Origin of the sequence: Pseudomonas sp. GV105 (genome assembly GCF_003058185.1) — a bacterium.
GTDB classification, from domain to species: domain Bacteria; phylum Pseudomonadota; class Gammaproteobacteria; order Pseudomonadales; family Pseudomonadaceae; genus Aquipseudomonas; species Aquipseudomonas veronii.
On sequence record NZ_QBUF01000016.1, the window covers coordinates 1 to 21,634 of the forward strand.

Annotated in this window: 16 protein-coding genes and 3 pseudogenes; 13 read left to right on the forward strand and 6 right to left on the reverse strand. The window is 62.4% G+C overall.

The window, feature by feature from the left end; genetic code table 11:
- The 5 genes and pseudogenes from C8K66_RS25915 to C8K66_RS25935 form a co-directional block, all read left to right on the forward strand.
- A pseudogene (locus tag C8K66_RS25915) lies at positions 1-434 on the forward strand (type VI secretion system tip protein VgrG); the annotation flags it as partial.
- A 15-nt stretch (positions 435-449) separates the two neighbouring features.
- Positions 450-884 (forward strand): DcrB-related protein, encoded by a 435-nt coding sequence (locus C8K66_RS25920; RefSeq protein WP_057006112.1) that lies wholly within the window; start codon positions 450-452, stop codon positions 882-884.
- Positions 885-1,094: 210 nt separating this feature from the next.
- Positions 1,095-1,535, forward strand: coding sequence for a cytochrome c (locus C8K66_RS25925; protein ID WP_017849342.1), 441 nt, complete (start codon positions 1,095-1,097; stop codon positions 1,533-1,535).
- 3 nt (positions 1,536-1,538) lie between these two features.
- The gene (locus tag C8K66_RS25930; protein ID WP_046383075.1) at positions 1,539-2,960 is read left to right on the forward strand and encodes a cbb3-type cytochrome c oxidase subunit I; all 1,422 of its coding nucleotides are present in this window, start codon (positions 1,539-1,541) and stop codon (positions 2,958-2,960) included.
- A 65-nt stretch (positions 2,961-3,025) separates the two neighbouring features.
- Positions 3,026-4,867, forward strand: a complete 1,842-nt coding sequence (locus C8K66_RS25935) for a nitric oxide reductase activation protein NorD (RefSeq protein WP_017849340.1) — start codon at positions 3,026-3,028, stop codon at positions 4,865-4,867.
- Here C8K66_RS25935 and C8K66_RS25940 read toward each other — a convergent pair.
- The 3 genes and pseudogenes from C8K66_RS25940 to C8K66_RS25950 form a co-directional block, all read right to left on the reverse strand.
- Positions 4,861-5,052, reverse strand: coding sequence for a hypothetical protein (locus C8K66_RS25940; protein WP_057006111.1), 192 nt, complete (start codon positions 5,050-5,052; stop codon positions 4,861-4,863). The genes C8K66_RS25935 and C8K66_RS25940 overlap by 7 nt on opposite strands.
- Complete coding sequence (locus C8K66_RS25945) at positions 5,049-5,735, reverse strand: Crp/Fnr family transcriptional regulator (protein WP_017849338.1); 687 nt, start codon at positions 5,733-5,735, stop codon at positions 5,049-5,051. Before C8K66_RS25945 ends, C8K66_RS25940 begins: the two co-directional genes overlap by 4 nt.
- A 132-nt stretch (positions 5,736-5,867) precedes the next feature.
- Positions 5,868-6,323 (reverse strand): annotated as a pseudogene (locus C8K66_RS25950) (hemerythrin domain-containing protein); the annotation flags it as partial.
- A 208-nt stretch (positions 6,324-6,531) separates the two neighbouring features.
- Between C8K66_RS25950 and C8K66_RS25955 the strand changes: the two are divergent.
- The 7 genes and pseudogenes from C8K66_RS25955 to C8K66_RS25985 all read left to right on the forward strand — a co-directional run.
- Positions 6,532-7,497 (forward strand): annotated as a pseudogene (locus tag C8K66_RS25955) (sigma 54-interacting transcriptional regulator); the annotation flags it as partial.
- Between the two features lie 133 nt (positions 7,498-7,630).
- Positions 7,631-9,763: a transcriptional regulator NosR gene (gene nosR, locus C8K66_RS25960; protein ID WP_108526370.1), complete on the forward strand. Its 2,133-nt coding sequence runs from the start codon at positions 7,631-7,633 to the stop codon at positions 9,761-9,763.
- A gap of 11 nt (positions 9,764-9,774) precedes the next feature.
- Positions 9,775-11,676, forward strand: a complete 1,902-nt coding sequence (nosZ, locus tag C8K66_RS25965; protein ID WP_046383078.1) for a TAT-dependent nitrous-oxide reductase — start codon at positions 9,775-9,777, stop codon at positions 11,674-11,676.
- Positions 11,677-11,884: 208 nt separating this feature from the next.
- Complete coding sequence (locus tag C8K66_RS25970; RefSeq protein ID WP_057006108.1) at positions 11,885-13,123, forward strand: nitrous oxide reductase family maturation protein NosD; 1,239 nt, start codon at positions 11,885-11,887, stop codon at positions 13,121-13,123.
- Complete coding sequence (locus tag C8K66_RS25975; protein WP_017849332.1) at positions 13,123-14,046, forward strand: ABC transporter ATP-binding protein; 924 nt, start codon at positions 13,123-13,125, stop codon at positions 14,044-14,046. Before C8K66_RS25970 ends, C8K66_RS25975 begins: the two co-directional genes overlap by 1 nt.
- Complete coding sequence (locus C8K66_RS25980; protein WP_046383080.1) at positions 14,043-14,873, forward strand: ABC transporter permease; 831 nt, start codon at positions 14,043-14,045, stop codon at positions 14,871-14,873. The genes C8K66_RS25975 and C8K66_RS25980 overlap by 4 nt, the downstream gene beginning before the upstream one ends.
- A gap of 30 nt (positions 14,874-14,903) precedes the next feature.
- Positions 14,904-15,419, forward strand: a complete 516-nt coding sequence (locus C8K66_RS25985) for a nitrous oxide reductase accessory protein NosL (RefSeq protein WP_057006107.1) — start codon at positions 14,904-14,906, stop codon at positions 15,417-15,419.
- A gap of 13 nt (positions 15,420-15,432) precedes the next feature.
- On the opposite strand, the gene C8K66_RS25990 is transcribed toward C8K66_RS25985, so the two are convergent.
- The 3 genes from C8K66_RS25990 to C8K66_RS26000 all read right to left on the reverse strand — a co-directional run bounded on the left by C8K66_RS25990 (position 15,433) and on the right by C8K66_RS26000 (position 20,065).
- A complete protein-coding gene (locus tag C8K66_RS25990) occupies positions 15,433-16,113 on the reverse strand; it encodes a Crp/Fnr family transcriptional regulator (protein WP_017849329.1) in 681 nt (226 codons plus the stop codon).
- 1,505 nt (positions 16,114-17,618) lie between these two features.
- Complete coding sequence (gene narL / locus C8K66_RS25995) at positions 17,619-18,266, reverse strand: two-component system response regulator NarL (RefSeq protein WP_017849328.1); 648 nt, start codon at positions 18,264-18,266, stop codon at positions 17,619-17,621.
- Positions 18,263-20,065 (reverse strand): HAMP domain-containing protein, encoded by a 1,803-nt coding sequence (locus C8K66_RS26000; RefSeq protein WP_108526372.1) that lies wholly within the window; start codon positions 20,063-20,065, stop codon positions 18,263-18,265. Before C8K66_RS26000 ends, narL begins: the two co-directional genes overlap by 4 nt.
- Positions 20,066-20,415: 350 nt before the next feature.
- Here C8K66_RS26000 and C8K66_RS26005 point away from each other — a divergent pair, with 350 nt between their 5' ends.
- Complete coding sequence (locus tag C8K66_RS26005) at positions 20,416-21,633, forward strand: nitrate/nitrite transporter (RefSeq protein ID WP_017849326.1); 1,218 nt, start codon at positions 20,416-20,418, stop codon at positions 21,631-21,633.
- Position 21,634 lies beyond the last annotated feature (1 nt).

A 21,634-nucleotide genomic window follows, 5' to 3' on the forward strand; every position in this document is an offset into this window, starting at 1 on the left:
GCAATCAGGACATCGTCGTCGAGGTGGATGAGAGCCATTCGGTGGGGCATGACCGCAACAAGAGTATTGGGCACAACGAGACGGTGACGATTGGCGCTAATCGCCTGCGCGTAGTACGCAACAACGACACCCTGCTGGTGGGCGGCGCCAAGTCTGACAGCGCCGCCACGCGCTATACCATCGAAGCTGGAGACAGTATTCGCCTGGTGTGCGGCGACAGTGTGATTGAGCTCACGGCAGACGGAGCCATCAACCTGACCTGTGGCTCGTTCAATCTGTTTTCCTCCGGCAGCGGCAAGATCCAGACCAAAGGCAAACTGGATATCAACCAGGGCAGTGACAAGGGCACATCACCCGGTCAGCAGGGGGTGCGAACCACTATTCATAACGCCGTCGAATCAACATTTGCGGACAAGCCGGGCGCCGGCCAATAACGAGATGCTTGCACCATGAACTACTTGATCAATGAAGCCCAATTCACCTTGCCCGATGCAGCCGTACAGGATGCCTCGATCAATATTCTCAAGTTCGCCCACCTGGGCACCACGCTGGTCGTCAGCCGTAGCCCGCTGGCGGACGGCGAAACGTTGCAAAGTAACTTCGAAGCGCAGCTCAAGACGCTCGAACAACAGGAGAAGTACCTTCGTTACTCGCCAGTGCAAGCCATAAAGGTGGGGGCCGCACTGGATGTCGATGCCTATGAAGTGCAGAACAGTTTCAACAAAGGCAGCGACAGCTTTTACCAGTACCAGTTGGCGCTGCAACTACCGGGCACACGCCGCCTGATCGCGTTGAGTTACGTCAAGACCCAACCCCTCGGGCCCGCCGAAGCGGCTCACTGGGCAACGCTAAAGAGCACGCTTAGTTTCTTCGCCACACCCTGAATCACACGGAGCCAAACGGGACGGATTTATTCAATATTTTTGAGCCAATGAAAACCCGCTTTAAAAAGGCACTGTCACCGCCGCAACCGACCCAGACTCAATTCCCCAAGAATACTTGACCACCCCGATCAACAATTCTTGATCGCCATCAAGCGGTTTTCACCCTCCACCTTCCTATCATGACCCCCGCCAAGCCATGAGGAAGCGACCATGTCAGAGACCTTCACCAAGGGCATGGCCAGGAACATCTATTTCGGAGGAAGCGTGTTCTTCTTCCTGATTTTCCTGGCCTTGACCTACCACACCGAACAAACCTTTCCCGCCCGTAGCAATGTCGACCAGCTCACTGAATCGGTGATCCGCGGCAAGAGCGTCTGGGAGCGTAATAACTGCGTCGGTTGCCACACCCTGTTGGGCGAAGGCGCGTACTTTGCGCCGGAGCTGGGCAATGTGTTCAAGCGTCGTGGGGGTGACGAAGGGTTCAAGCCGTTCCTGCACGCCTGGATGAAAATGCAGCCCCTTGGGGTGCCGGGGCGTCGCGCCATGCCGCAATTCAACCTCAGCGACCAGGAGGTGGACGATATGGCCGAGTTCCTCAAATGGAGCTCGAAGATCGATACCAATAACTGGCCACCCAACAAGGAGGGCTGAGCCATGCGCAGCGCCAATCCCTATCTGAAATTCCAATCCCAGGCCGTGGCCAAACCCTACTTTGTGTTTGCCTTGATCCTGTTCGTCGGCCAGGTGCTGTTTGGCCTGATCATGGGCCTGCAATACGTGGTGGGCGACTTTCTGTTCCCGTTGATCCCCTTCAACGTGGCGCGGATGGTCCATACCAACCTGTTGATCGTCTGGCTGTTGTTCGGCTTCATGGGCGCCGCCTATTACCTGATACCCGAGGAGGCCGACCGCGAACTGCACAGCCCCAAACTGGCGATCTTGCTGTTCTGGGTGTTTGCCGCAGCCGGGGTGTTGACCATCCTCGGTTACCTGTTGGTGCCCTATGCGGCACTGGCCAAGCTGACCCATAACGAACTGCTGCCGACCATGGGCCGCGAGTTCCTCGAGCAACCGACCATTACCAAAATGGGCATCGTGGTGGTGTGCCTGGGCTTTCTCTACAACATCGGCATGACCCTGCTCAAGGGCCGCAAAACCACGGTCAGCATGGTGATGATGACCGGCCTGATCGGCCTCGCGGTGTTCTTCCTGTTCTCCTTCTACAACCCCGGTAACCTCGCACGTGACAAGTTCTACTGGTGGTGGGTGGTGCATCTTTGGGTAGAAGGCGTGTGGGAACTGATCATGGGCTCGATGCTGGCGTTCGTGCTGATCAAGGTCACCGGCGTCGACCGTGAAGTGGTGGAGAAATGGCTGTACGTGATCATCGCCATGGCTTTGATCACCGGGATCATCGGCACTGGGCACCACTTCTTCTGGATCGGCGCACCCGAGGTGTGGCTGTGGGTCGGCTCGATCTTCTCGGCCCTGGAGCCGCTGCCGTTCCTGGCGATGGTGATGTTCGCCTTCACCATGGTCAAGCGTCGGCGGCGCCAGCACCCGAACCGCGCGGCGACCTTGTGGGCCAAGGGCACCACGGTGACAGCGTTCTTCGGCGCCGGGGTCTGGGGCTTCCTGCATACGCTGGCACCGGTCAACTTCTACACCCACGGTACCCAGCTCACGGCGGCCCACGGTCACCTGGCGTTCTTCGGGGCCTACGCGATGATCGTGATGACCCTGATCAGCTACGCCATGCCACGCTTGCGCGGCCTCGGCGAAGCGCCCGATGCGCGTTCGCAGACCATTGAAATCTGGGGCTTCTGGCTGATGGTGCTGTCGATGGTGATGATCACCTTGCTCCTCACCGCAGCCGGTGTGGTGCAGGTGTGGTTGCAGCGCTGGCCGGCGGACGGTGTGGCCTTGCCGTTCATGGCCACGGTCGAGCATTTGACCGTCTTGTTCTGGGCCCGGTTGGCCAGTGGCGTGGTGTTCCTGCTGGGGCTGCTCTGCTACCTGTACAGCTTCCGCCAACGCCAAGCCGTCGCCGGTGCGCCGGCGCCGATTGTGTATTGATCGTCAATCCCTAAGACGGCGGCCCGGCTGGTACAGCGGGCCGTTTTACGTTTGGAGCACGGCTCATGGCCTTTACCCTGGAATTGGAAGAGTGGGTCGGCAGCGTCTGGCACCGCTTCATCACCCGCCGTGCCAATGTCGATTTCCCCGAGGCGCAGGTCGCGCTGACGGACCATCAGCGCAGCCTGGCCCTGTTGTTCCGCGCCCTGGGCGGCGCTGGCGGGATGGCGTTGGAGGCGGCCTGCGAACGCGACCTGTTGCTGCGCCGCAACCTGTTGATGCGTATCGCCGGCACCTGCAAGCAAGCCCCCCTGGCGTCCTGCGACGGTAACCGCTTGCGCTTGCCGGCACGCCTGGCGGTGTTTCCCGACGCGGCGCTGAATCACGAGTTGTACCGCTGGCTGGCGCTGCTCGCGGCCCACGCCGGGCCGATGAGCCACTGGGCGCGCGACAACCAACGCTGGACCTGGCTGCTGTTGCAGCGCTACCCGGCGATGCTGCCGCGCTACCAACGCCTGGTGGAGGCGCACCTGCAACTGCGCCCCGATCCCGCCAGCCTCAAACCCGACGAAGCCGCCCTGGAGCGGGCCTTGCGCAAGGCCCTGCGCGAACCCGGCAGCGTGCGTCACTTGCCGCGCAGTTCACGGGCCGCCTGGCCGTTGCCGTTATGGCTGTACCCGGCGCTGCAGTTGGACACCGCGCAAAATACCGACCTGGAAGAGGAGGGCGACGACCTCTCAGCCCCGCCCGGCGAGCAGCAAGGCGGGCCCAAGCGTGCCACCCGCGTTGACGACGCGAGTCGCGATGGCGGCCTGCTGGTGGTGCGCCTGGAAAACCTGTTCAGTTGGAGCGAACACGTCGACCTCGATCGCTGGTCCGACGATAGCCAGGACCCGGACGCTGCCCGCGTCGCCGAAGACCTCGACCAGTTGAGCCTGTCGCGCCAGCGCGTGCGCAAGAGCGGCGGGCTCAAGCTGCACCTGGATCTGCCGCCCGCCGATGTCGACGACATCCCCTTGGGCGACGGCATCAAGTTGCCCGAGTGGGACTATCGCCGGCAGTGCTTGCAGGAAGGCTTCGTCAACCTGCAATTGATGCAGCCGCGTTGCGACGCCCCGCAACCCTTGCCCGCGCGGTTGCAGGCCCAGGCCCAGCGCTTGCGCCGGCAATTCCAGAGCCTGCGCACCGACCGCCAATGGCAGCGCCAGCAGCCCCAGGGGTCAGAGGTCGACCTGCAGGCCTGGCTGGATTTTCATGTGCAGCGCCAGCAGGGCGCCTGCGCCGAACGCGGGCTGTTCCTTGAACAACGCCACACCCACCGCGACCTGGCGTGCCTGTTGCTGGCCGATCTGTCGATGTCCACCGATGCCCATGTCAACGATGAGCAAAAGGTCATCGATGTGATACGCGACAGCCTGCTGCTGTTTGGTGAAAGCCTGGCCGGGGCAGGGGATCGCTTTGCGTTGTATGGGTTTTCTTCACTGCGGCGGCACCAGGTGCGCTTGCAGGTGCTCAAAACGTTCCAGCAAGCCTATGACGACCGCACGCGCGGCGCGATCCAGGGCCTCAAGCCGGGCTACTACACGCGCATGGGCGCGGCTATCCGTCAGGCTACCCAGTTGCTGGGCGCCTGCCCGCAGCGGCGTAAGTTGCTGTTGTTGATCACCGACGGCAAGCCCAATGACCTGGACCTGTATGAGGGACGTTACGGCGTGGAGGACACGCGCCAGGCGGTGGTCGAAGCGCGGCGCCAGGGCTTGATTCCGTTCTGCATCACCATCGACAAACAGGCCGGCGACTATCTGCCGTACATGTTCGGCGCCCATGGTTTCACCCTGATCCATCGCCCGGAACAATTACCGCAACGCCTGCCGCAGCTGTATCGGCAGTTGACCGAGACTCAGTAAAAGTCCCTGGGCAACCAGAAGAACATCACCACGCAGAACAGCGTCAGGCCCAGGCAGAACCACTGGAAACGCTTCAGTCGGCGCGCCTGGGTGCTGGCGTGGGCCTCGGGCAGCGGTGTGGCGCAATGCTCGCACAGGTCGCGCTCCACGGCATTGCCGTGCTGGCAGACCAGGCAGGTTTTCACTCGAATTGCTCCAGGCGCGGGCGGTCGAGAATTGCGATCTGCCGGCCGTCCTGGGTGATGATTTTCTCGTCGATCAAGCGTCGGATAATCCGCGAAAACGTCTCCGGCTGGATCGACAGGTGCCCGGCAATCAGTTGCTTGGCCATCGGCAGCTCGAAGCTGCAGTCGGTAGTGCTTTGCAAGCGCACCAGTTGCGTGAGCAGGTAGCGCACCACGCGGTGGGTGGCGTTTTTCAGCGACAGGGTTTCGATCTCGTTGACCCGCTGGTGCAGGCGCACGCACAACTTGCCGAGCAGGGCGAAGGTCAGGCGGCTGTTGCTCTGCAGCAAACGCATGTAGGTGGCATTGGACAGCCGGTACAACTGCGTGGGGCACACCGCTTCGGCGCACGCCACGTAGTTGGGCGTATCCATCAGCATCATGGCTTCGGCGAAGGTCTGCCGTTCGCCAATCACCTCGAACACCTTCTCCTGGCCGTCCGGGGTGAGGCGGTAGATTTTCACCGCGCCGGCGATCACGAAGTAGAACGCATCGGCCGGTTCGCCCTGGCGGAACAGCGGTTCGCCTTTGTCGACACTGAGCAATTGGCTGCTGCTCATCAGCTCGTTCAACTGCGCCTCGTCCAGGGGTTCGAACAAGTGGTGGCTGCGCAGGATCTGGTGATGAACACGATGGAGCACCATCTTGACCTCGGGGAATATCGGGAAGGGATACCCAAGGTTAATCCTGTTGGCGTCGGCCGTACTTGATCTACGACAAGGGCAGCGCACAGGCAACGCTGCACGATCGTCGCAGTGAACGCTTGTGAAAGTGCGCTATGCGCGGGCCGCGGCGAGGCTGGGCGCGGCCCGGGCAAACAATATGTCGTTCTCCAGGCGGATGTGTTCGCGCAGGTCGGCATGAAAGGCGCTCAGCTCGCGGTACAGGCTGCGCCAGGTATTACAGGCGTCGGCCGGCGGGGTGATCTGGTTCGTCAGGCTCAACAGCTGCTCCAGGGCCTCGGCGTGTTGGTCGTGCTCGTAGCGCATCACCTGGATCGGCGTCGACGCCTGCGGCCCCATACCCATTTGCAGCATCGGGAACAATACCTGTTCCTCCTTGAGCATATGGCTCTCCAGTTCCTGCTGCATGTCGAGCAGCAGGTCGGCCAGGCCGTTGGGGCATTGCAGGTGCTGACCGTGGACCTGTTCGACGCGGCTCGCCATGCGGACCAGTTCCGGCAATTGCTCGCGATGACGTGCGTGGTAGCGCGCCAGCAGATGGTCGATCAAGTGGTCCTGGGTTTGGGTGTTCCAGTCGCTCACGGTCATCGGGCTTTCCTCATCGGCAATACGGGTATGAACCAGTGATTGCAGGCAGCGTGCCAATTTTAACGCATTGAAAAGTAACGATTTATCCCGGAGTAAGGTAATCATGACCACACGCTTCCAGGGTGCTCTGAACCCCAGGAGGGTCGAAATGACCGCGCCGCTCGACGGCATCCTCGGCCAGAGCGCGGTGTTGCAGGAGTTGCTCGACGAGCTGGCGCTGCTGGCCGAAACGCAGTTGCCGGTGTTGTTACTCGGCGAAACCGGGGTCGGCAAAGAGCTGTTCGCGCGGCGCCTGCATCGTCTGTCGCAACGCGGCAACAAGCCTCTGGTGCAGGTCAACTGTGCGGCGCTGCCGGAGGCGTTGGCCGAAAGCGAGCTGTTCGGTCACGTCAAGGGCGCCTTCTCCGGCGCCACCCACGACCGCGCCGGGCGGTTCGATGCGGCCAACGGCGGCACCTTGTTCCTCGATGAGGTCGGCGAATTGCCCTTGAGCATCCAGGCCAAGCTGCTGCGTACCCTGGAGAATGGCGAGATCCAGCGCCTGGGCGCCGATCGGCCATTGCATGTGGATGTCCGCATCATCGCCGCCACCAATCGCCACCTGCCCGACCGCGTGCGTGACGGCCTGTTTCGCGCCGACCTGTATCACCGGCTGTCGGTGTACCCGCTGCCGATCCCGGCGTTGCGCGAGCGTGGCGAGGATGTGTTGCTGCTGGCGCGGCATTTCGCTGAGCTCAGCCGCGAGCGCCTGGGCTTGCATGACCTGCAACTGTCGCCGACGGCGCAACAGGCGCTGCTCGAGTACGCCTGGCCGGGCAATGTGCGTGAGCTGGAGCATGTGATCAGTCGCGCCGCGTTGAAGCAGCTCAGTCGTGGCGAACCGCGCAGTTCGGTGATCCGCCTGGAACCGCACGCCCTGGGCCTGGACACGGCCGCCGTCGCGGTGGAACGAGCCATGCCCGCGTCATCGATCGAGGCCTTCCAACCCTTGGCGGTGGCGGTGGACGAGTGCCAGCGCTGGAACATTCGCCACGCCCTGGAACACTGCGCCGGCAATTGGGCGAGTGCCGCGCGCTTGCTTGGCGTGGACGCGAGCAACCTGCACAAGCTGGCGCGGCGCCTGAAGCTCAAGTAAGAGGTGCGACAACGCGCCAGCCGTGCGTATGCGCCGCACCCTCATCGGACTCGACTTGATTTCGATCAAGGGCCACTTGCCATCGTCGCCCCACTATCGGGGCCCTCTTCAGCCCGACGCCTCAAGGGACTCCATGACTCGCTCCGCGCGCTTGACACGCCACTGGCTGACGCTGCTGGTGGTGTTGCTCATCACCAGCTTCACCGCCCAGGCCCGGCCTTACGGCGACATCGAACAGCAGCGTATCGAACGCGCTTTCCCCGCCCAGGATGCGGTCTCCGCGCCAGACGGGCCGTTCAAGGTGCGGACCATTTCGACTGCCGGCAAGCCCATCGGCTACGTGTTCCAGAGCCTGGATGTGGTGGCGATCCCGGCGTATTCGGGCAAGCCGATCAACACCCTGGTGATCCTCGACGCCGCCGGGGTGATCCGCGATGCCTACGTGCTGGAACACCACGAGCCGATCCTGTTGATCGGTATTCCCGAGATCAAACTGCACGAATTCACCGCGCACTATTCCGGCGTCGATGTGCGCCAGCGCGTGGTGGTCGGGCGTTCCAGCGATCCGAAGGCGGTGACGGTGGACGCGATTGCCGGTGCGACCGTGACCGCGATGGTGGTCAATGAAGTGGTGATGCGGGCGGCCCATGACGTGGCGGTGTGGCTCAAGCTGATCGACGGCAAGGCCGCGACCGCGCAGAAAGTCGCGCTGATCCGCACCGACCGGTTTGACCCCGCCACCTGGGCACAATTGACCGGCAACGGCGCGATCCGCCGCCTGCATTTGACCCGGGGCCAGGTCGACGCGGCCTTCAAGGACACCGCCGCCGAAGGCGCCGAGGCCGCGGATGAGACCTTCATCGACCTCTATGTGGCCGACATCAACCCGCCGAGCATCGGCCGCAACCTGTTGGGCGAAGAGCACTACCGCAACCTGATGCAGGGGCTCAAACCCGGCGAACAGGCCATCGCCGTGCTCGGCCGTGGGCTGTTTTCGTTCAAGGGTTCGGGTTATGTGCGCGGCGGGATTTTCGACCGGGTGCAGTTGCGCCAGTTCGGCAACGTGATCAGCTTCCGCGACCTCGACCACCAGCGCGTCGACGATGTCTACGCCGAGGGCATCCCGGCCTTCGACGAGATGTCGGTATTCATCGTGCGCCCGCAGGCCGGCTTCGACCCAGGCTCGCCCTGGACCCTGGAACTGCTGGTGCGGCGCCAGACCGGCCCGGTCAGCGGCACGTTCAGCAGCTTCGAATTGCCTTACCAGATGCCCGAACAGTACCTGGAACGGCCGCTGCCCACCGCCGCCGAACAAGCCGCGCTGGATGAGGCCAGCCGCCCACTGTGGTTGAGCATCTGGTACCAGAAACAGGTGCAGGTCATGGTGCTCGGCGTCGCGCTGCTGCTGCTTACCGCGATCCTGTTCCTGCAGGACAGCCTGGCCCGGCGCCCGCGCCTGCTGCACTGGCTGCGCCGCGGCTACCTGGTGTTTACCGTGGGGTTCATCGGCTGGTATGCGCTGGGGCAGTTGTCGGTGGTCAATGTGCTGACCTTCGTGCATGCGCTGGTCCAGGACTTCCGCTGGGAACTGTTCCTCACCGACCCGCTGATCTTCATGCTCTGGGTCTTCACCGCCGCCAGCATCCTGCTGTGGGGGCGCGGGGTGTTCTGCGGCTGGCTGTGCCCGTTCGGGGCCTTGCAGGAACTGCTCAACGAGGCCGCGCGCCGCCTGAAGATCCGCCAGTTCGAATTGCCCTTCGCGGTGCATGAACGGCTGTGGGCGATCAAGTACCTGATCCTGCTGGTGCTGTTCGGCCTCTCCCTGGAATCCATGGCCACCGCCGAACGCTTTGCCGAAGTGGAACCGTTCAAGACCGCCATCACGCTCAAGTTCGACCGCCAGTGGTGGTTCGTGCTCTACGCCGTGGCGTTGCTGGTGATCAACCTGTTCACCCGCAAAGTCTACTGCCGCTACCTCTGTCCCCTCGGCGCCGCCCTGGCGATCCCCAGCAAGTTCCGCCTGTTCGACTGGCTCAAGCGGCGCCAGGAATGCGGTAACCCGTGCCAGCTGTGCGCGAAGGAATGCGAGATCCAGGCGATCCACCCGGACGGCCATATCAACGCCAACGAATGCCACTACTGCCTCGACTGCCAGATGACCTGGCACAACGAAAACAAATGCCCGCCGCTGATCAACAAACGCAAGAAGCGCAACAAGGCGGCGCCCGAACAGATTCCCGTAGTGCAGATAAATCCCAACGCTTGAAGGAGCAACCCATGAACGATACAGACGATAAACATGACGGCCTGACCCGGCGCAGTTTCCTCGGCACCGGTGCGGTGACCGGCGCCGTACTGGCGGGTGCGTCGGCCCTCGGCGGCGCGGTGTTTACCCGTGAATCCTTCGCGGCGGCGGCCAAGGACGCCAAATCGAAAATCCATGTGGAACCCGGCCAGCTCGACGATTACTACGGCTTCTGGAGTGGCGGTCACCAGGGCGAAGTGCGGGTGATGGGCGTCCCGTCGATGCGCGAGCTGATGCGTATCCCGGTGTTCAACGTCGATTCGGCCACCGGTTGGGGCCTGACCAACGAGAGCAAGCGCATCCTCGGCGAGGGCGCCAAGTACTCCAACGGCGATTGCCATCACCCGCACTTGTCCACCACCGACGGCCACTACGACGGCAAGTACCTGTTTATCAATGACAAGGCCAACAGCCGGGTGGCGCGCATCCGCCTGGACATCATGAAGTGCGACAAAATCCTCACCGTACCGAACGTTCAGGCCATCCACGGCCTGCGCCTGCAAAAGGTGCCCTACACCAAGTACGTGTTCTGCAACGCCGAATTCATCATCCCGCACCCCAATGACGGCCGAAACTTCGACCTGCAGGATCGCAACAGCTTCACCATGTTCAACGCCATCGATGCGGAAAAAATGGAGATGGCCTTCCAGGTGATCGTCGACGGCAACCTCGACAACGCCGACATGGACTACACCGGCAAGTACGCAGCGGCCACCTGCTACAACTCGGAAAAGGCCACCGACCTGGCCGGCATGATGCGCAATGAGCGCGATTGGGTGGTGGTGTTCAACATCCCGCGCATCGAAGCGGCGATCAAGGCCGGCAAGTTCATCAATGTGGACGGCGTCAAGGTGCCGGTGGTGGACGGACGCAAATCCGAGGACGGCAAGGACAGCGAGTTCACCCGCTACATTCCGGTGCCGAAAAACCCCCACGGCTGCAACACCTCGCCGGATGGCAAGTACTTCATCGCCAACGGCAAGCTGTCGCCGACCTGCACCATCATCGCCATCGAAAAACTCGACGACCTGTTCAGCGGCAAGATCAGCGACCCGCGCGGTGTGGTGGTCGGTGAACCGGAGCTGGGCCTGGGCCCGCTGCACACCACCTACGACGGACGCGGCTTTGCCTACACCACGCTGTTCATCGACAGCCAGGTGGTCAAGTGGAACATCGCCGAGGCCATCCGTGCCTATGGCGGCGAGAAGGTCAACTACATCAAGCAGAAGCTTGATGTGCAGTACCAGCCCGGTCACAACCATGCGTCGCTGACCGAAACCCGCGACGCCGACGGCCAGTGGCTGGTGGTCTTGAGCAAGTTCTCCAAGGACCGCTTCCTGCCCACCGGCCCGCTGCACCCGGAAAACGACCAGTTGATCGACATCTCCGGCGATGAAATGAAACTGGTCCACGACGGCCCGGCCTTCGCCGAGCCCCATGACTGTGTGATGGCGCGTCGCGACCAGATCAAGACCAAGAAAATCTGGGAGCGCAACGATCCATTCTTCGCCGAAACGGTGGCCATCGCCAAGAAGGACGGGATCAACCTGGAAACCGACAGCAAGGTGATCCGCGACGGCAACAAAGTGCGCGTGTACATGACCTCCATGGCCCCGGCCTACGGGCTTTCGGAGTTCACCGTCAAACAGGGCAATGAAGTCACCGTGACCATCACCAATATCGACATGATCGAAGACGTGACCCACGGCTTTGTCATGGTCAACCACGGCGCGAGCATGGAGATCAGCCCGCAGCAGACCTCGTCGATCACATTCATTGCCGACAAGCCCGGGCTGCATTGGTACTACTGCAGCTGGTTCTGCCATGCCCTGCACATGGAAATGGTCGGGCGGATGAAGGTCGAGCCCGCCTGACACGCTGTTTGAGAAACGACACAAGGCAAATGTGGGAGGGACGGTGCGACGATTCGACTTGCTCCCGATGGCGGTGAATCAGTCACAGATGCATCAACTGACACACCCTCATCGGGAGCAAGTCGAATCGTCGCACCGTCCCTCCCACTTTTAGCCGCATTTCCTTTAAGAGGACATCATCGTGACTCGATCACTCGTCATCCTGGTGATGCTGATAGTGGCTTCGGCGGGAGCGGTCGCCGCCGTTCGCCCCATCACCGACTTACCCCTGCAAGCCGACGGCCCCAACCGTTGGCGCTTGCCTGCCGGCGAGTACCGGGGCTCGTTCCGCATCGACCAACCGCTGCAATTGACCTGCGCCCCCGGCGCCATCTTCCAGGCCGAAGGGCAGGGCAACGGCCTGCTGATCAGCGCGCCGGATGTCAGCGTCCAAGGCTGCACGTTCCTCGATTGGGGCGACGACCTCACGGCCATGAACGCCGCTGTGTTCATCCAGCCCCAGGCGCGCGGCGCGCAAGTGCTGGGCAACCGCCTGCAAGGCCAGGGCTTTGGCATCTGGGTCGATGGTACCCAGGACGTGAGCGTGATCGGCAACCGCATCCAGGGTGACACCTCGGTACGTTCGCAGGACCGTGGCAACGGCATTCACCTGTACGCGGTACACGGTGCCCGCGTCATCGATAACCACGTGCGCGACACCCGCGACGGCATCTACATCGACACCTCCAACGGCAACCTGCTGCAAGGCAACACCCTGGAAGACCTGCGCTACGGCATCCACTACATGTTTGCCAACGACAACCAGGTCCTGGGCAACACCACCCGCCGCACCCGCACCGGCTATGCGTTGATGCAAAGCCGCAAGCTGACGGTGATCGGCAATCGCTCCGAGCAGGACCAGAACTACGGCATCCTGATGAACTACATCACCTATTCGACCTTGCAGGACAACGTCGTCACCGATGTGCGCGACGGCTCCACCGGCGACACCATGATCGCCGGCGGCGAAGGCAAGGCACTGTTCATCTACAACTCGCTGTTCAACCGCATCGAAAACAACCGCTTCGCGCGCAGCGCGGTGGGCATTCACCTGACCGCCGGCTCCGAAGACAACCGCATCGCCGGCAACGCCTTCATCGACAACCAGCGCCAGGTCAAATACGTCGCCAGCCGCTTGCAGGAATGGTCGGCGGACGGCCGGGGCAACTACTGGAGCGACTACCTCGGCTGGGACCGCAACGGCGATGGCCTCGGCGATGTGGCTTACGAGCCGAACGACAACGTCGACCGCCTGCTGTGGTTGTACCCCCAGGTGCGGCTGTTGATGAACAGCCCCGGCATCGAGTTGCTGCGCTGGGTGCAACGTGCGTTTCCGGTGATGAAGTCGCCGGGTGTGATGGACAGCCACCCCCTGATGCAAGCCCCCACTCAGAAGGAACCTGCATGATGAATGTCGTCGAGATCGAAGGCGTCAGCCAGCGCTATGGGCGTGCCACGGTGCTGCACGACCTGAACCTGAGCCTGGCCCCCGGCGAAGTCCTGGGGTTGTTCGGGCACAACGGCGCGGGCAAGACCACGGCGATGAAGCTGGTGCTCGGCCTGCTGCGCGCCAGCGCCGGCGAGGTGCGGGTGTTCGGCCGTGCGCCGAGTGATCCCCACGTGCGTCGCTGGCTCGGTTACCTGCCGGAAAACGTCACGTTCTATGCACAGTTGAGCGGCGTCGAAACCCTGCGTCACTTTGCCCGGCTCAAGGGCGCGCCGATGCATCAGGTCGACAGCCTGCTGGATGACGTCGGCCTGACCGCGGCGGCAGGGCGGCGGGTCAAGACCTATTCCAAGGGCATGCGCCAGCGCCTCGGGTTGGCCCAGGCCTTGCTCGGCGAGCCGCGCCTGTTGCTGCTCGACGAACCCACCGTGGGCCTCGACCCGTTCGCCACCCAGGACTTGTATCGCCTGCTCGACCGCCTGCGTGCGGCCGGCACCAGCACCATCCTGTGCTCCCACGTGCTGCCGGGCGTCGAGGCGCACATCAACCGTGCGGCGATCCTGACCCAGGGCCGCCTGCTGGCCTTGGGCAGCCTGGCGCAGTTGCGCGCCGAGGCCGGCTTGCCGACGCTGATCCGCACCTGCGGCTTGCAGCGCGTCGAATCGCTGCAACAACGCTGGAGCGCCGCCGGCCATGTCACCCGGCGCTGGGGCGTCGAAGGGCTGCAAGTGGCGGCGCACAACGGCAGCAAGGTGCAACTGCTGCGCCAACTGCTGGCCGAGGACAGCCCCAGCGACGTGGAAATCCTGCCGCCGTCCCTTGAAGACATCTACCGGCATTACATGGACAGCGCGATGGTCACGGCACAGGAGGCGGCCTTATGAACCCGATCTGGAACATGGCCCGCAAAGAGTTCTGCGACGGCCTGCGCAACCGTTGGCTGTTGGCGATCAGCCTGTTGTTCGCGGTGCTGGCCATCGGCATCGCCTGGCTGGGCGCCGCCGCCGCCGGGCAACTGGGCTTCACCTCGATCCCGGCGACCATCGCCAGCCTGGCCAGCCTGGCGACGTTCCTGATGCCGCTGATCGCGCTGTTGCTGGCCTACGACGCGATCGTCGGCGAAGACGAGAGCGGCACCTTGTTGCTGTTGCTCACCTATCCGTTGGGGCGCGGGCAGATCTTGCTCGGCAAGTTCGTCGGCCATGGGCTGATCCTCGCGCTGGCCACGGTCCTCGGCTTCGGCTGCGCGATGCTCGCCATTGCGTTGCTGGTCGACGACGTGGACTTCGCCATGCTGCTCTGGGCCTTTGGCCGGTTCATGCTGACCTCGGCCCTGCTTGGCTGGTGCTTTCTCGGGCTGGCTTATGGTCTGAGCAGCCTGTGCGCGGAAAAATCCACCGCCGCCGGGCTGGCGCTCGGCGTGTGGTTCTTCTTCGTGCTGGTCTTCGACCTGGCGCTGCTGGCCTTGCTGGTGCTCAGCAAAGGCCAGTTCAACCCGCAGGGGCTGCCTTGGCTACTGCTGCTCAACCCCACCGACGTGTATCGGTTGATCAACCTCTCGGGTTTCGGTACGGGCACCCAGTCCGTCGGGGTCATGGCCCTGGGTTCAGACCTGGACGTGCCGCCGCTGGCCCTGTGGGCGTGCCTGCTGGCATGGGTGGCCGTGCCGCTGGCACTGGCCTACGGGCTGTTCCGCCGCCGTGCGGCGTGAGGACTTTTTATGACTGCTGGAGTGAGTGAAATGGGTTTCAAGACACGGGTAGTGGCGGCCTTGTTGGTCGGCTTGTTGATGACCGCCTGCGACAAGGCGCCGGAGTCGAGCTTCAGTGACGCGCCGGTGGCGTTTCATCCCAACGACGAGTGCCACGTGTGCGGTATGGTGATCAACGAATTCCCCGGGCCCAAGGGCCAAGTGGTGGAGCGGGGCGGGGTGAAGAAATTCTGTTCTACCGCCGAAATGCTCGGCTGGTGGCTGCAACCGGAAAACCGGCACGACGACGCGAAGCTGTACGTACACGACATGGGCCGCAGCCAATGGAATGCCCCGGACGACAAGCACCTGATCGACGCCCGCACTGCGTACTACGTGATCGGCACCGGGCTCAAGGGCGCCATGGGCGTGGTACTGGCTTCGTTTGCCGATGAGGCCAAAGCGCAGAAAGTCGCGGCGGACACCGGTGGTCGGCTGTTGCGTTTCGAGCAGATCGACCTGGCGTTGTTGCAGCAACCGATGCCGATGATGCACAGCGGGCATTGACCGCGAGGGGGTATCAACCGGCTTGATACCCCATCAACTGTTCTGCGTTCAGGATTCGAATGGTGCGTTGGCGCACCTCGATCAACCCGCCTTCCACCAGCCGATGCAGAATCCTCGAAAACGTCTCCGGCTGAATCCCCAGCTTCGACGCCACCAGGCGCTTGGGCACCTGCAACACCACCTCACCGCTGACGTCGTCGCGCTCCTGGAACAGGAAATTGATCACCCGGCGACTGGCATTGGCCAGGGTCAGGGTGTCGATGTCCTGGAGGCGCTGATGCAGGTGAATACTCATGCTCGCCAGAATCGCCAGGCAAATGGCCGGTTGGTCTTCCAGGGCGCGGCGATAGTGTTGGCCTTCGATACTCACCAGCACGCTGTCCTTGAGCGCGGTGCCACTCACCGGGTACGCCTTGGCTTGGGTGAACAGCAGCGCTTCGGCAAACGTCTGGCCGGGGCGGATGACTTCCACCAGATGCTCCTGACCTTCGCCAGTGACCCGGTGCAGCTTGATCTGGCCGCTGACCAGCAGGAAGAACCGATCGGCGGGATCGCCCTGGTGCATGAGCGGGGTGTGATTGGGCAAACGCTTGAGACTGGCCAGGGTGCAGACATCCTGGAAGGTTTTTTCAGGCAGCCGGCTGAACAGGTGATGCCTGCGCAGGGTTAGAACGATGTGGGGATGGGTGAGCATAAGGGCCTCCGCGGTTCATCAGGGTAGGGCGGCCCGGGGTTTGGGGATATGCCTCGAAGGGGGTACCTCTTCCCATGTTCGGTCAGCTTGGGTTAAAGATGTGGCCTTAATGTGGGAGGGAGCTTGCCCCGATGGCGGTGGAGCAGTCATGCATGTAGTGGCTGACACACTGCTATCGGGGGCAAGCCCCCTCCCACATTTGGATCTCTATGGGTCAGATAGACCTCATTCTGTATTTGCTCTTGCTCTTAGGTGCGGCCTTATAGCCAACCTGATCCTGGAAGCCGAATGCGGTCAAAAATGTGGGAGGGGGCTTGCCCCCGATGGCGGTGGAGCAGTCATGCATGTAGTGGCTGACACACTGCTATCGGGGGCAAGCCCCCTCCCACATTTGGATCTCCATGGGTCAGATAGACCTCATTCTGTATTTGCTCTTGCTCTTAGGCGCGGTCTTATAGCCGACCTGATCCTGCAAGCCGAACGCGGTCAAAAATGTGGGAGGGGGCTTGCCCCCGATGGCGGTGGATCACTTATGCATGTAGTGGCTGACACACTGCTATCGGGGGCAAGCCCCCTCCCACATTTGGATCTCCATGGGTCAGATAGACCTCATTCTGTATTTGCTCTTGCTCTTAGGCGCGGCCTTATAGCCAACCTGATCCTGCAAGCCGAACGCGGTCAAAAATGTGGGAGGGGGCTTGCCCCCGATGGCGGTGGATCACTTATGCATGCAGTGGCTGACACACTGCCATCGGGGGCAAGCCCCCTCCCACATTTGGATCTCTATGGGTCAGATAGACCTCATTCTGTATTTGCTCTTGCTCTTAGGCGCGGCCTTATAGCCGACCTGATCCTGCAAGCCGAACGCGGTCAAAATGTGGGAGGGGGCAAGCCCCCGATGGCGGTGGATCAGTCATGCATGTAGTGGCTGGCACACTGCTATCGGGGGCAAGCCCCCTCCCACATTTGGATCTCCATGGGTCAGATAGACCTCATTCTGTATTTGCTCTTGCTCTTAGGTGCGGCCTTATAGCCGACCTGATCCTGCAAGCCGAACGCGGTCAAAAATGTGGGAGGGGGCTTGCCCCCGATGGCGGTGGAGCAGTCATGCATGTAGTGGCTGACACACTGCTATCGGGGGCAAGCCCCCTCCCACATTTGGATCTCCATGGGTCAGATAGACTTCATTCTGTATTTGCTCTTGCTCTTAGGCGCGGTCTTATAGCCAACCTGATCCTGCAAGCCGAACGCGGTCAAAAATATGGGAGGGGGCTTGCCCCCGATGGCGGTGGAGCAGTCATGCATGTAGTGGCTGACACACTGCTATCGGGGGCAATCCCCCTCCCACATTTGGATCTCCATGGGTCAGATAGACCTTGCTCTGCTTTTGATCTGTTCTTGCCCTTGCCCGAGCATTAGTGAGGTGCCGAGTGTTGGGGCAAGAGCGGAGCCACCAGCCGCCGCTACCGAAGAAACGGATATGTACCCAACCCCCCGAAAAACCATCAACCCGCCTGCCGCAAGTGCTCCATCGCCCAAACCGCCGCCTCCACCCGCGACCGCAACCCCAACTTATGCAGCAGATTCTTCACATGCACCTTCACCGTCCCCTCGGTAATCCCCAACTTATGCCCGATCACCTTATTGCTGTAGCCACTGGCAATCGTGCGCAGCACCTGCCGTTCCCGCTCCGTCAAGTCCACCGCCGCATGGGGTTGCGGCGAGCGCAGTGCCTGGGCCAGCACCCGCGTCAACCCGGGGCTGATCACCAGCGCTCCATGCAACGCATCACGGATGAACTCCACCACCAACTCCGGCTCCATGTCTTTGAGCAGATACCCGTTGGCATCCAGGCGCAGTGCATCGCGAATGTCATCCTCGGCATCGGACACGGTAAACAGCAGCACCTTGCCCGCATAGTTCATGGCGCGCAGGCGGCGCAGGGTTTCCAGGCCGTTCATCTGCGGCATGTTGTTGTCCAGCAGCACCAGGTCCGGTTGCAGGGTTTCGATCTGGTCCAGGGCTTCCTGGCCATTGCCGGCTTCGCCGACCACCTGCAGATCGTCTTCGAGTTCGAGTATCTGACGCATGCCATGGCGCATCATCGGGTGATCGTCGACCAGCAAAATGCGGTGGCGGGGGAGTGTGCTCATGGGAGGTTACCTTGTAGAGGTTGCCCGAGAAATTCCGGTTGAAAACGTAAATGCACCCGTGTGCCCTGGGGCTCGCGGGGGCTGATGTCGAGTTGGCCGTGCAGGCTGCGCGCGCGTTCGTCCATGATGGTCAGGCCGTGGTGTTCGCGTTGGTCGACGGCGCCGCAAAAGCCACGGCCGTCGTCCTCGATGCTCAGGCTCACGGTCTCGCCCTCCTGGCGCAGTTGCAGCCAGGCGTTTTGCGCATGGGCGTGGCGCAGGCAGTTGGACAAGGCCTCGCGGGTGATCTGCAGCAAGTGGATCTGTTCGCTGGCCGACAATTGGAAGGCGAGGGCGTCGACGTGCAGGTGGACCTGGAATTCGCCGCGCCGGGAGAACTCTTCGGCGGTTTCCGATAGCTCCTGTACCAACCCGGCATCGTGGATTTGCAGGCGGAAGGTGGTCAGCAGCTCGCGCAGTTGGCGGTAGGCGTTGTTCAGGCCGTCGCGCAGTTCGGCGGTGACGGTGGCCAGGGTTTCCACGGGTTCGCCCCGGCGGATCAGGGTTTGCATGCGGCTGACTTGCAGCTTCATGTACGACAGCGCCTGCGCCAGGGAGTCGTGCAGTTCCCGGGCGATGATGGTGCGCTCGTCGAGCAGCAGCAAACGATGGTCCTGTTCGCGCTGGCGTTTGAGCGACAGCGAAGTGCCGATCAGGTTGGCCAGGGCCTGGATCAATTGCTTTTCCCAGTCTTGCGGAGGGTGGCCATCGTCGAAGTGGGCCTTGAGTTCGCCCAGTTCCGAGCCCTGGTTGCTGATGCTGAATATCTGCGGCGGCGCCACTTTGTGTTTATGGCAACTCGCGCAATCGCCGATGGCGCAGATGTTACGGCTGTCGCCGCCGTGCAAGGCGAGCATCTGCTGGGCCGGTGCGAGGAAGTGGCCTTGCAGGCACAACGACAGGCGCAACCCCGGCAGGCGTTTCTGGAAGCGCCGGATCAATTCGTCCAGGCCCTCGGCATTGGCCAGGCGCGTGGCCAGGCTGCTGCTGCTCTGGTACAGCAGCTCGAGGGCGGCGTTGGCTTGTTGCAGGTTGAGGGTCTTGAGGCGCACCTGGCTTTCCAGGGTGCGGTGGGACGCCTCGATGGTCTCGGCCATGGTGTTGAAGCTCAGGGCCAGTTGCCCCAGCTCATCGTCGGAGCGGTGGTTGACCCGGGTCTTGAAATCGCCGTCGCGAAAGCGCCGGGTGGCCTGTACCAGTTCCTGCAAAGGGTTGACCACGCCGTACTGCAACTCATACAGGCCGATCAACAGGATGATCAACGTGCTGAACAGCGCCAGGCCCTGGATGCCTTGCTGCCAGCTTTGTTTGCGTTCGCTCTGTTGCTGCAACAGGCTGACGAATTGATTCATTTGCTCGACGAATGTCGGCGCGCTGGCCTGGAATTGCGCCGTATCACCGCGCGTCAGGGCCGGGTGCAGCTCGTCGTTCCAGCGTTGCTGGATCTGTTGGTAGCTCTGCAGCAGGGCGCTGTTCGGGCCGTCTTCCAGCACCGCTTTGAGCGAGTCGCTGTCGAGTCGCCTTTGCAGGCTCTGGGTGATGGTGTCGATCTCTTCGGTCGGCGCGGCGGCGGCGAGCCGCCAACTGAGGTGGTAGGTCTCCATACGCACGGAGCCGGCGGTGTTGATTGCGGCGGCGTCGCCCTGGCTGAACCAGGCGATCAGCCCCGCACTCAAGGAACTGGCAAGGGCCAGGATAGCGATCAGGATCACAGCCAAGCCGGCGCGTGCGGGCAGGGAGCTGCGTAGCCAGTTAAACATCACGGCGTAGTCGGAGGGGGGAGAAAGCCTGCATGGCGGCACCTGAAAAGGAAAAACGAGCTGGAAAACGGCGATCCCTGGCGCACTACCTCTAAAGAGTTGCCGGCAAACCCTCCCACGGGAAAACGCCGGCACAAGAGATCAATCCATTGATAAATAAAGACTTTCTCTTGTTATAGGGACTACCTCCTTAGAGGTATATGGGATCAGCATAGCCTTATACCCCCCTGGCCGACGTTGATCTGCGTCAAGTTCCAAGGGGGTGTCGCCCCTAACCTGCGCTCATGAAATCACCTTTCGGAGCGCATACCGTGACTCAACCCCGTATAAGACAAGGCTTGGTGCTGGGCATGAGCACGCTGGCCTTCACCGTCTGCTTTATGGTGTGGATGATGTTCGCCGTGTTGGGCGTGCCCATCAAAGAGCTGCTGCAACTCAACGAAACCCAGTTCGGCCTGCTGGCCGCCACGCCGGTCTTGACCGGTTCCCTGGTGCGCCTGCCACTGGGCTTGCTGACTGACCGCTTCGGCGGGCGCATCGTGTTCTTCCTGTTGATGCTCGCCTGCGTGCTGCCGCTGTACCTGATCACCTACGCCACCGCCTATTGGCAGTTCCTGGTGCTGGGCCTGTTTGTCGGCCTGGCCGGCGGTTCGTTCTCGGTGGGCATCGCCTACGTCGCCAAGTGGTTCGACAAGGACAACCAGGGCTTCGCCATGGGCGTGTTCGGCGCCGGTAACGCCGGGGCCGCGGTCACCAAGTTCCTCGCCCCGGCGCTGATCGCCCTCGGCACCTGGCACCTGGTGCCCAAGGTGTTCGGCGCGATCCTGTTCATCACCGCGCTGTTGTTCTGGTTCCTCACCAGCGAGAACAAGGCCCACCGCAGTGCCGGCGGCGCCACCTTGCGCGAGCAACTGCGGTGCCTGAAAGACCCGGCCGTGTGGCGCTACTGCCAGTACTACTCGATTGTCTTCGGCGGCTACGTCGGCCTGGCATTGTGGATGACCAAGTACTACGTGCAGGAATACGGTTTCAGCCTGCAAAGCGCGGCGCTGCTGGCCGCCTGTTTCTCCCTGCCCGGCGGTGTGCTGCGCGCAGTCGGCGGTTGGATGTCCGACCGCTGGGGCGCCCAGAGCGTGACCTGGTGGGTGTTGTGGGTGAGCTGGGTCTGCCTGTTCCTGCTCAGCTACCCGCAGACTCAATTGCAGGTGCAGACCGTCAACGGTCCCCTGGATTTGCACATCGGCCTCAACCCCACCCTGTTCACCGTGCTGCTGTTCGTGATGGGCATCGCCTTCGCGTTCGGCAAAGCCTCGGTGTTCAAGTACATCGCCAATGACTACCCACAGAACATGGGCGCGGTGTCCGGCATCGTCGGCCTGGCCGGTGGCCTGGGGGGCTTTGTGCTGCCGATTCTGTTTGGCGCCCTGGTGGACCTCACCGGCGTGCGCTCGTCCTGCTTCATGTTGATGTACGGCGTGGTCTGGGTGTCCCTGACCTGGATGTACCTCAGCGAAATCCGCAAACAACCGCTGCTGGGCAACACCGCCCAACGTCTCCAAGGAGAATGAA

Coding starts and splice junctions, on each gene's coding strand:
- C8K66_RS25945 (WP_017849338.1), bottom strand. CDS start 5,735: ATGGTGCTCCATCGTGTTCATCACCAGATCCTGCGCAGCCACCACTTG.
- nosZ (WP_046383078.1), top strand. CDS start 9,775: ATGAACGATACAGACGATAAACATGACGGCCTGACCCGGCGCAGTTTC.
- C8K66_RS25990 (WP_017849329.1), bottom strand. CDS start 16,113: ATGCTCACCCATCCCCACATCGTTCTAACCCTGCGCAGGCATCACCTG.
- C8K66_RS25930 (WP_046383075.1), top strand. CDS start 1,539: ATGCGCAGCGCCAATCCCTATCTGAAATTCCAATCCCAGGCCGTGGCC.
- C8K66_RS25980 (WP_046383080.1), top strand. CDS start 14,043: ATGAACCCGATCTGGAACATGGCCCGCAAAGAGTTCTGCGACGGCCTG.
- C8K66_RS25925 (WP_017849342.1), top strand. CDS start 1,095: ATGTCAGAGACCTTCACCAAGGGCATGGCCAGGAACATCTATTTCGGA.
- C8K66_RS25970 (WP_057006108.1), top strand. CDS start 11,885: ATGCTGATAGTGGCTTCGGCGGGAGCGGTCGCCGCCGTTCGCCCCATC.
- narL (WP_017849328.1), bottom strand. CDS start 18,266: ATGAGCACACTCCCCCGCCACCGCATTTTGCTGGTCGACGATCACCCG.
- C8K66_RS25975 (WP_017849332.1), top strand. CDS start 13,123: ATGAATGTCGTCGAGATCGAAGGCGTCAGCCAGCGCTATGGGCGTGCC.
- nosR (WP_108526370.1), top strand. CDS start 7,631: ATGACTCGCTCCGCGCGCTTGACACGCCACTGGCTGACGCTGCTGGTG.
- C8K66_RS26000 (WP_108526372.1), bottom strand. CDS start 20,065: ATGTTTAACTGGCTACGCAGCTCCCTGCCCGCACGCGCCGGCTTGGCT.
- C8K66_RS26005 (WP_017849326.1), top strand. CDS start 20,416: ATGAGCACGCTGGCCTTCACCGTCTGCTTTATGGTGTGGATGATGTTC.
- C8K66_RS25920 (WP_057006112.1), top strand. CDS start 450: ATGAACTACTTGATCAATGAAGCCCAATTCACCTTGCCCGATGCAGCC.
- C8K66_RS25985 (WP_057006107.1), top strand. CDS start 14,904: ATGGGTTTCAAGACACGGGTAGTGGCGGCCTTGTTGGTCGGCTTGTTG.
- C8K66_RS25935 (WP_017849340.1), top strand. CDS start 3,026: ATGGCCTTTACCCTGGAATTGGAAGAGTGGGTCGGCAGCGTCTGGCAC.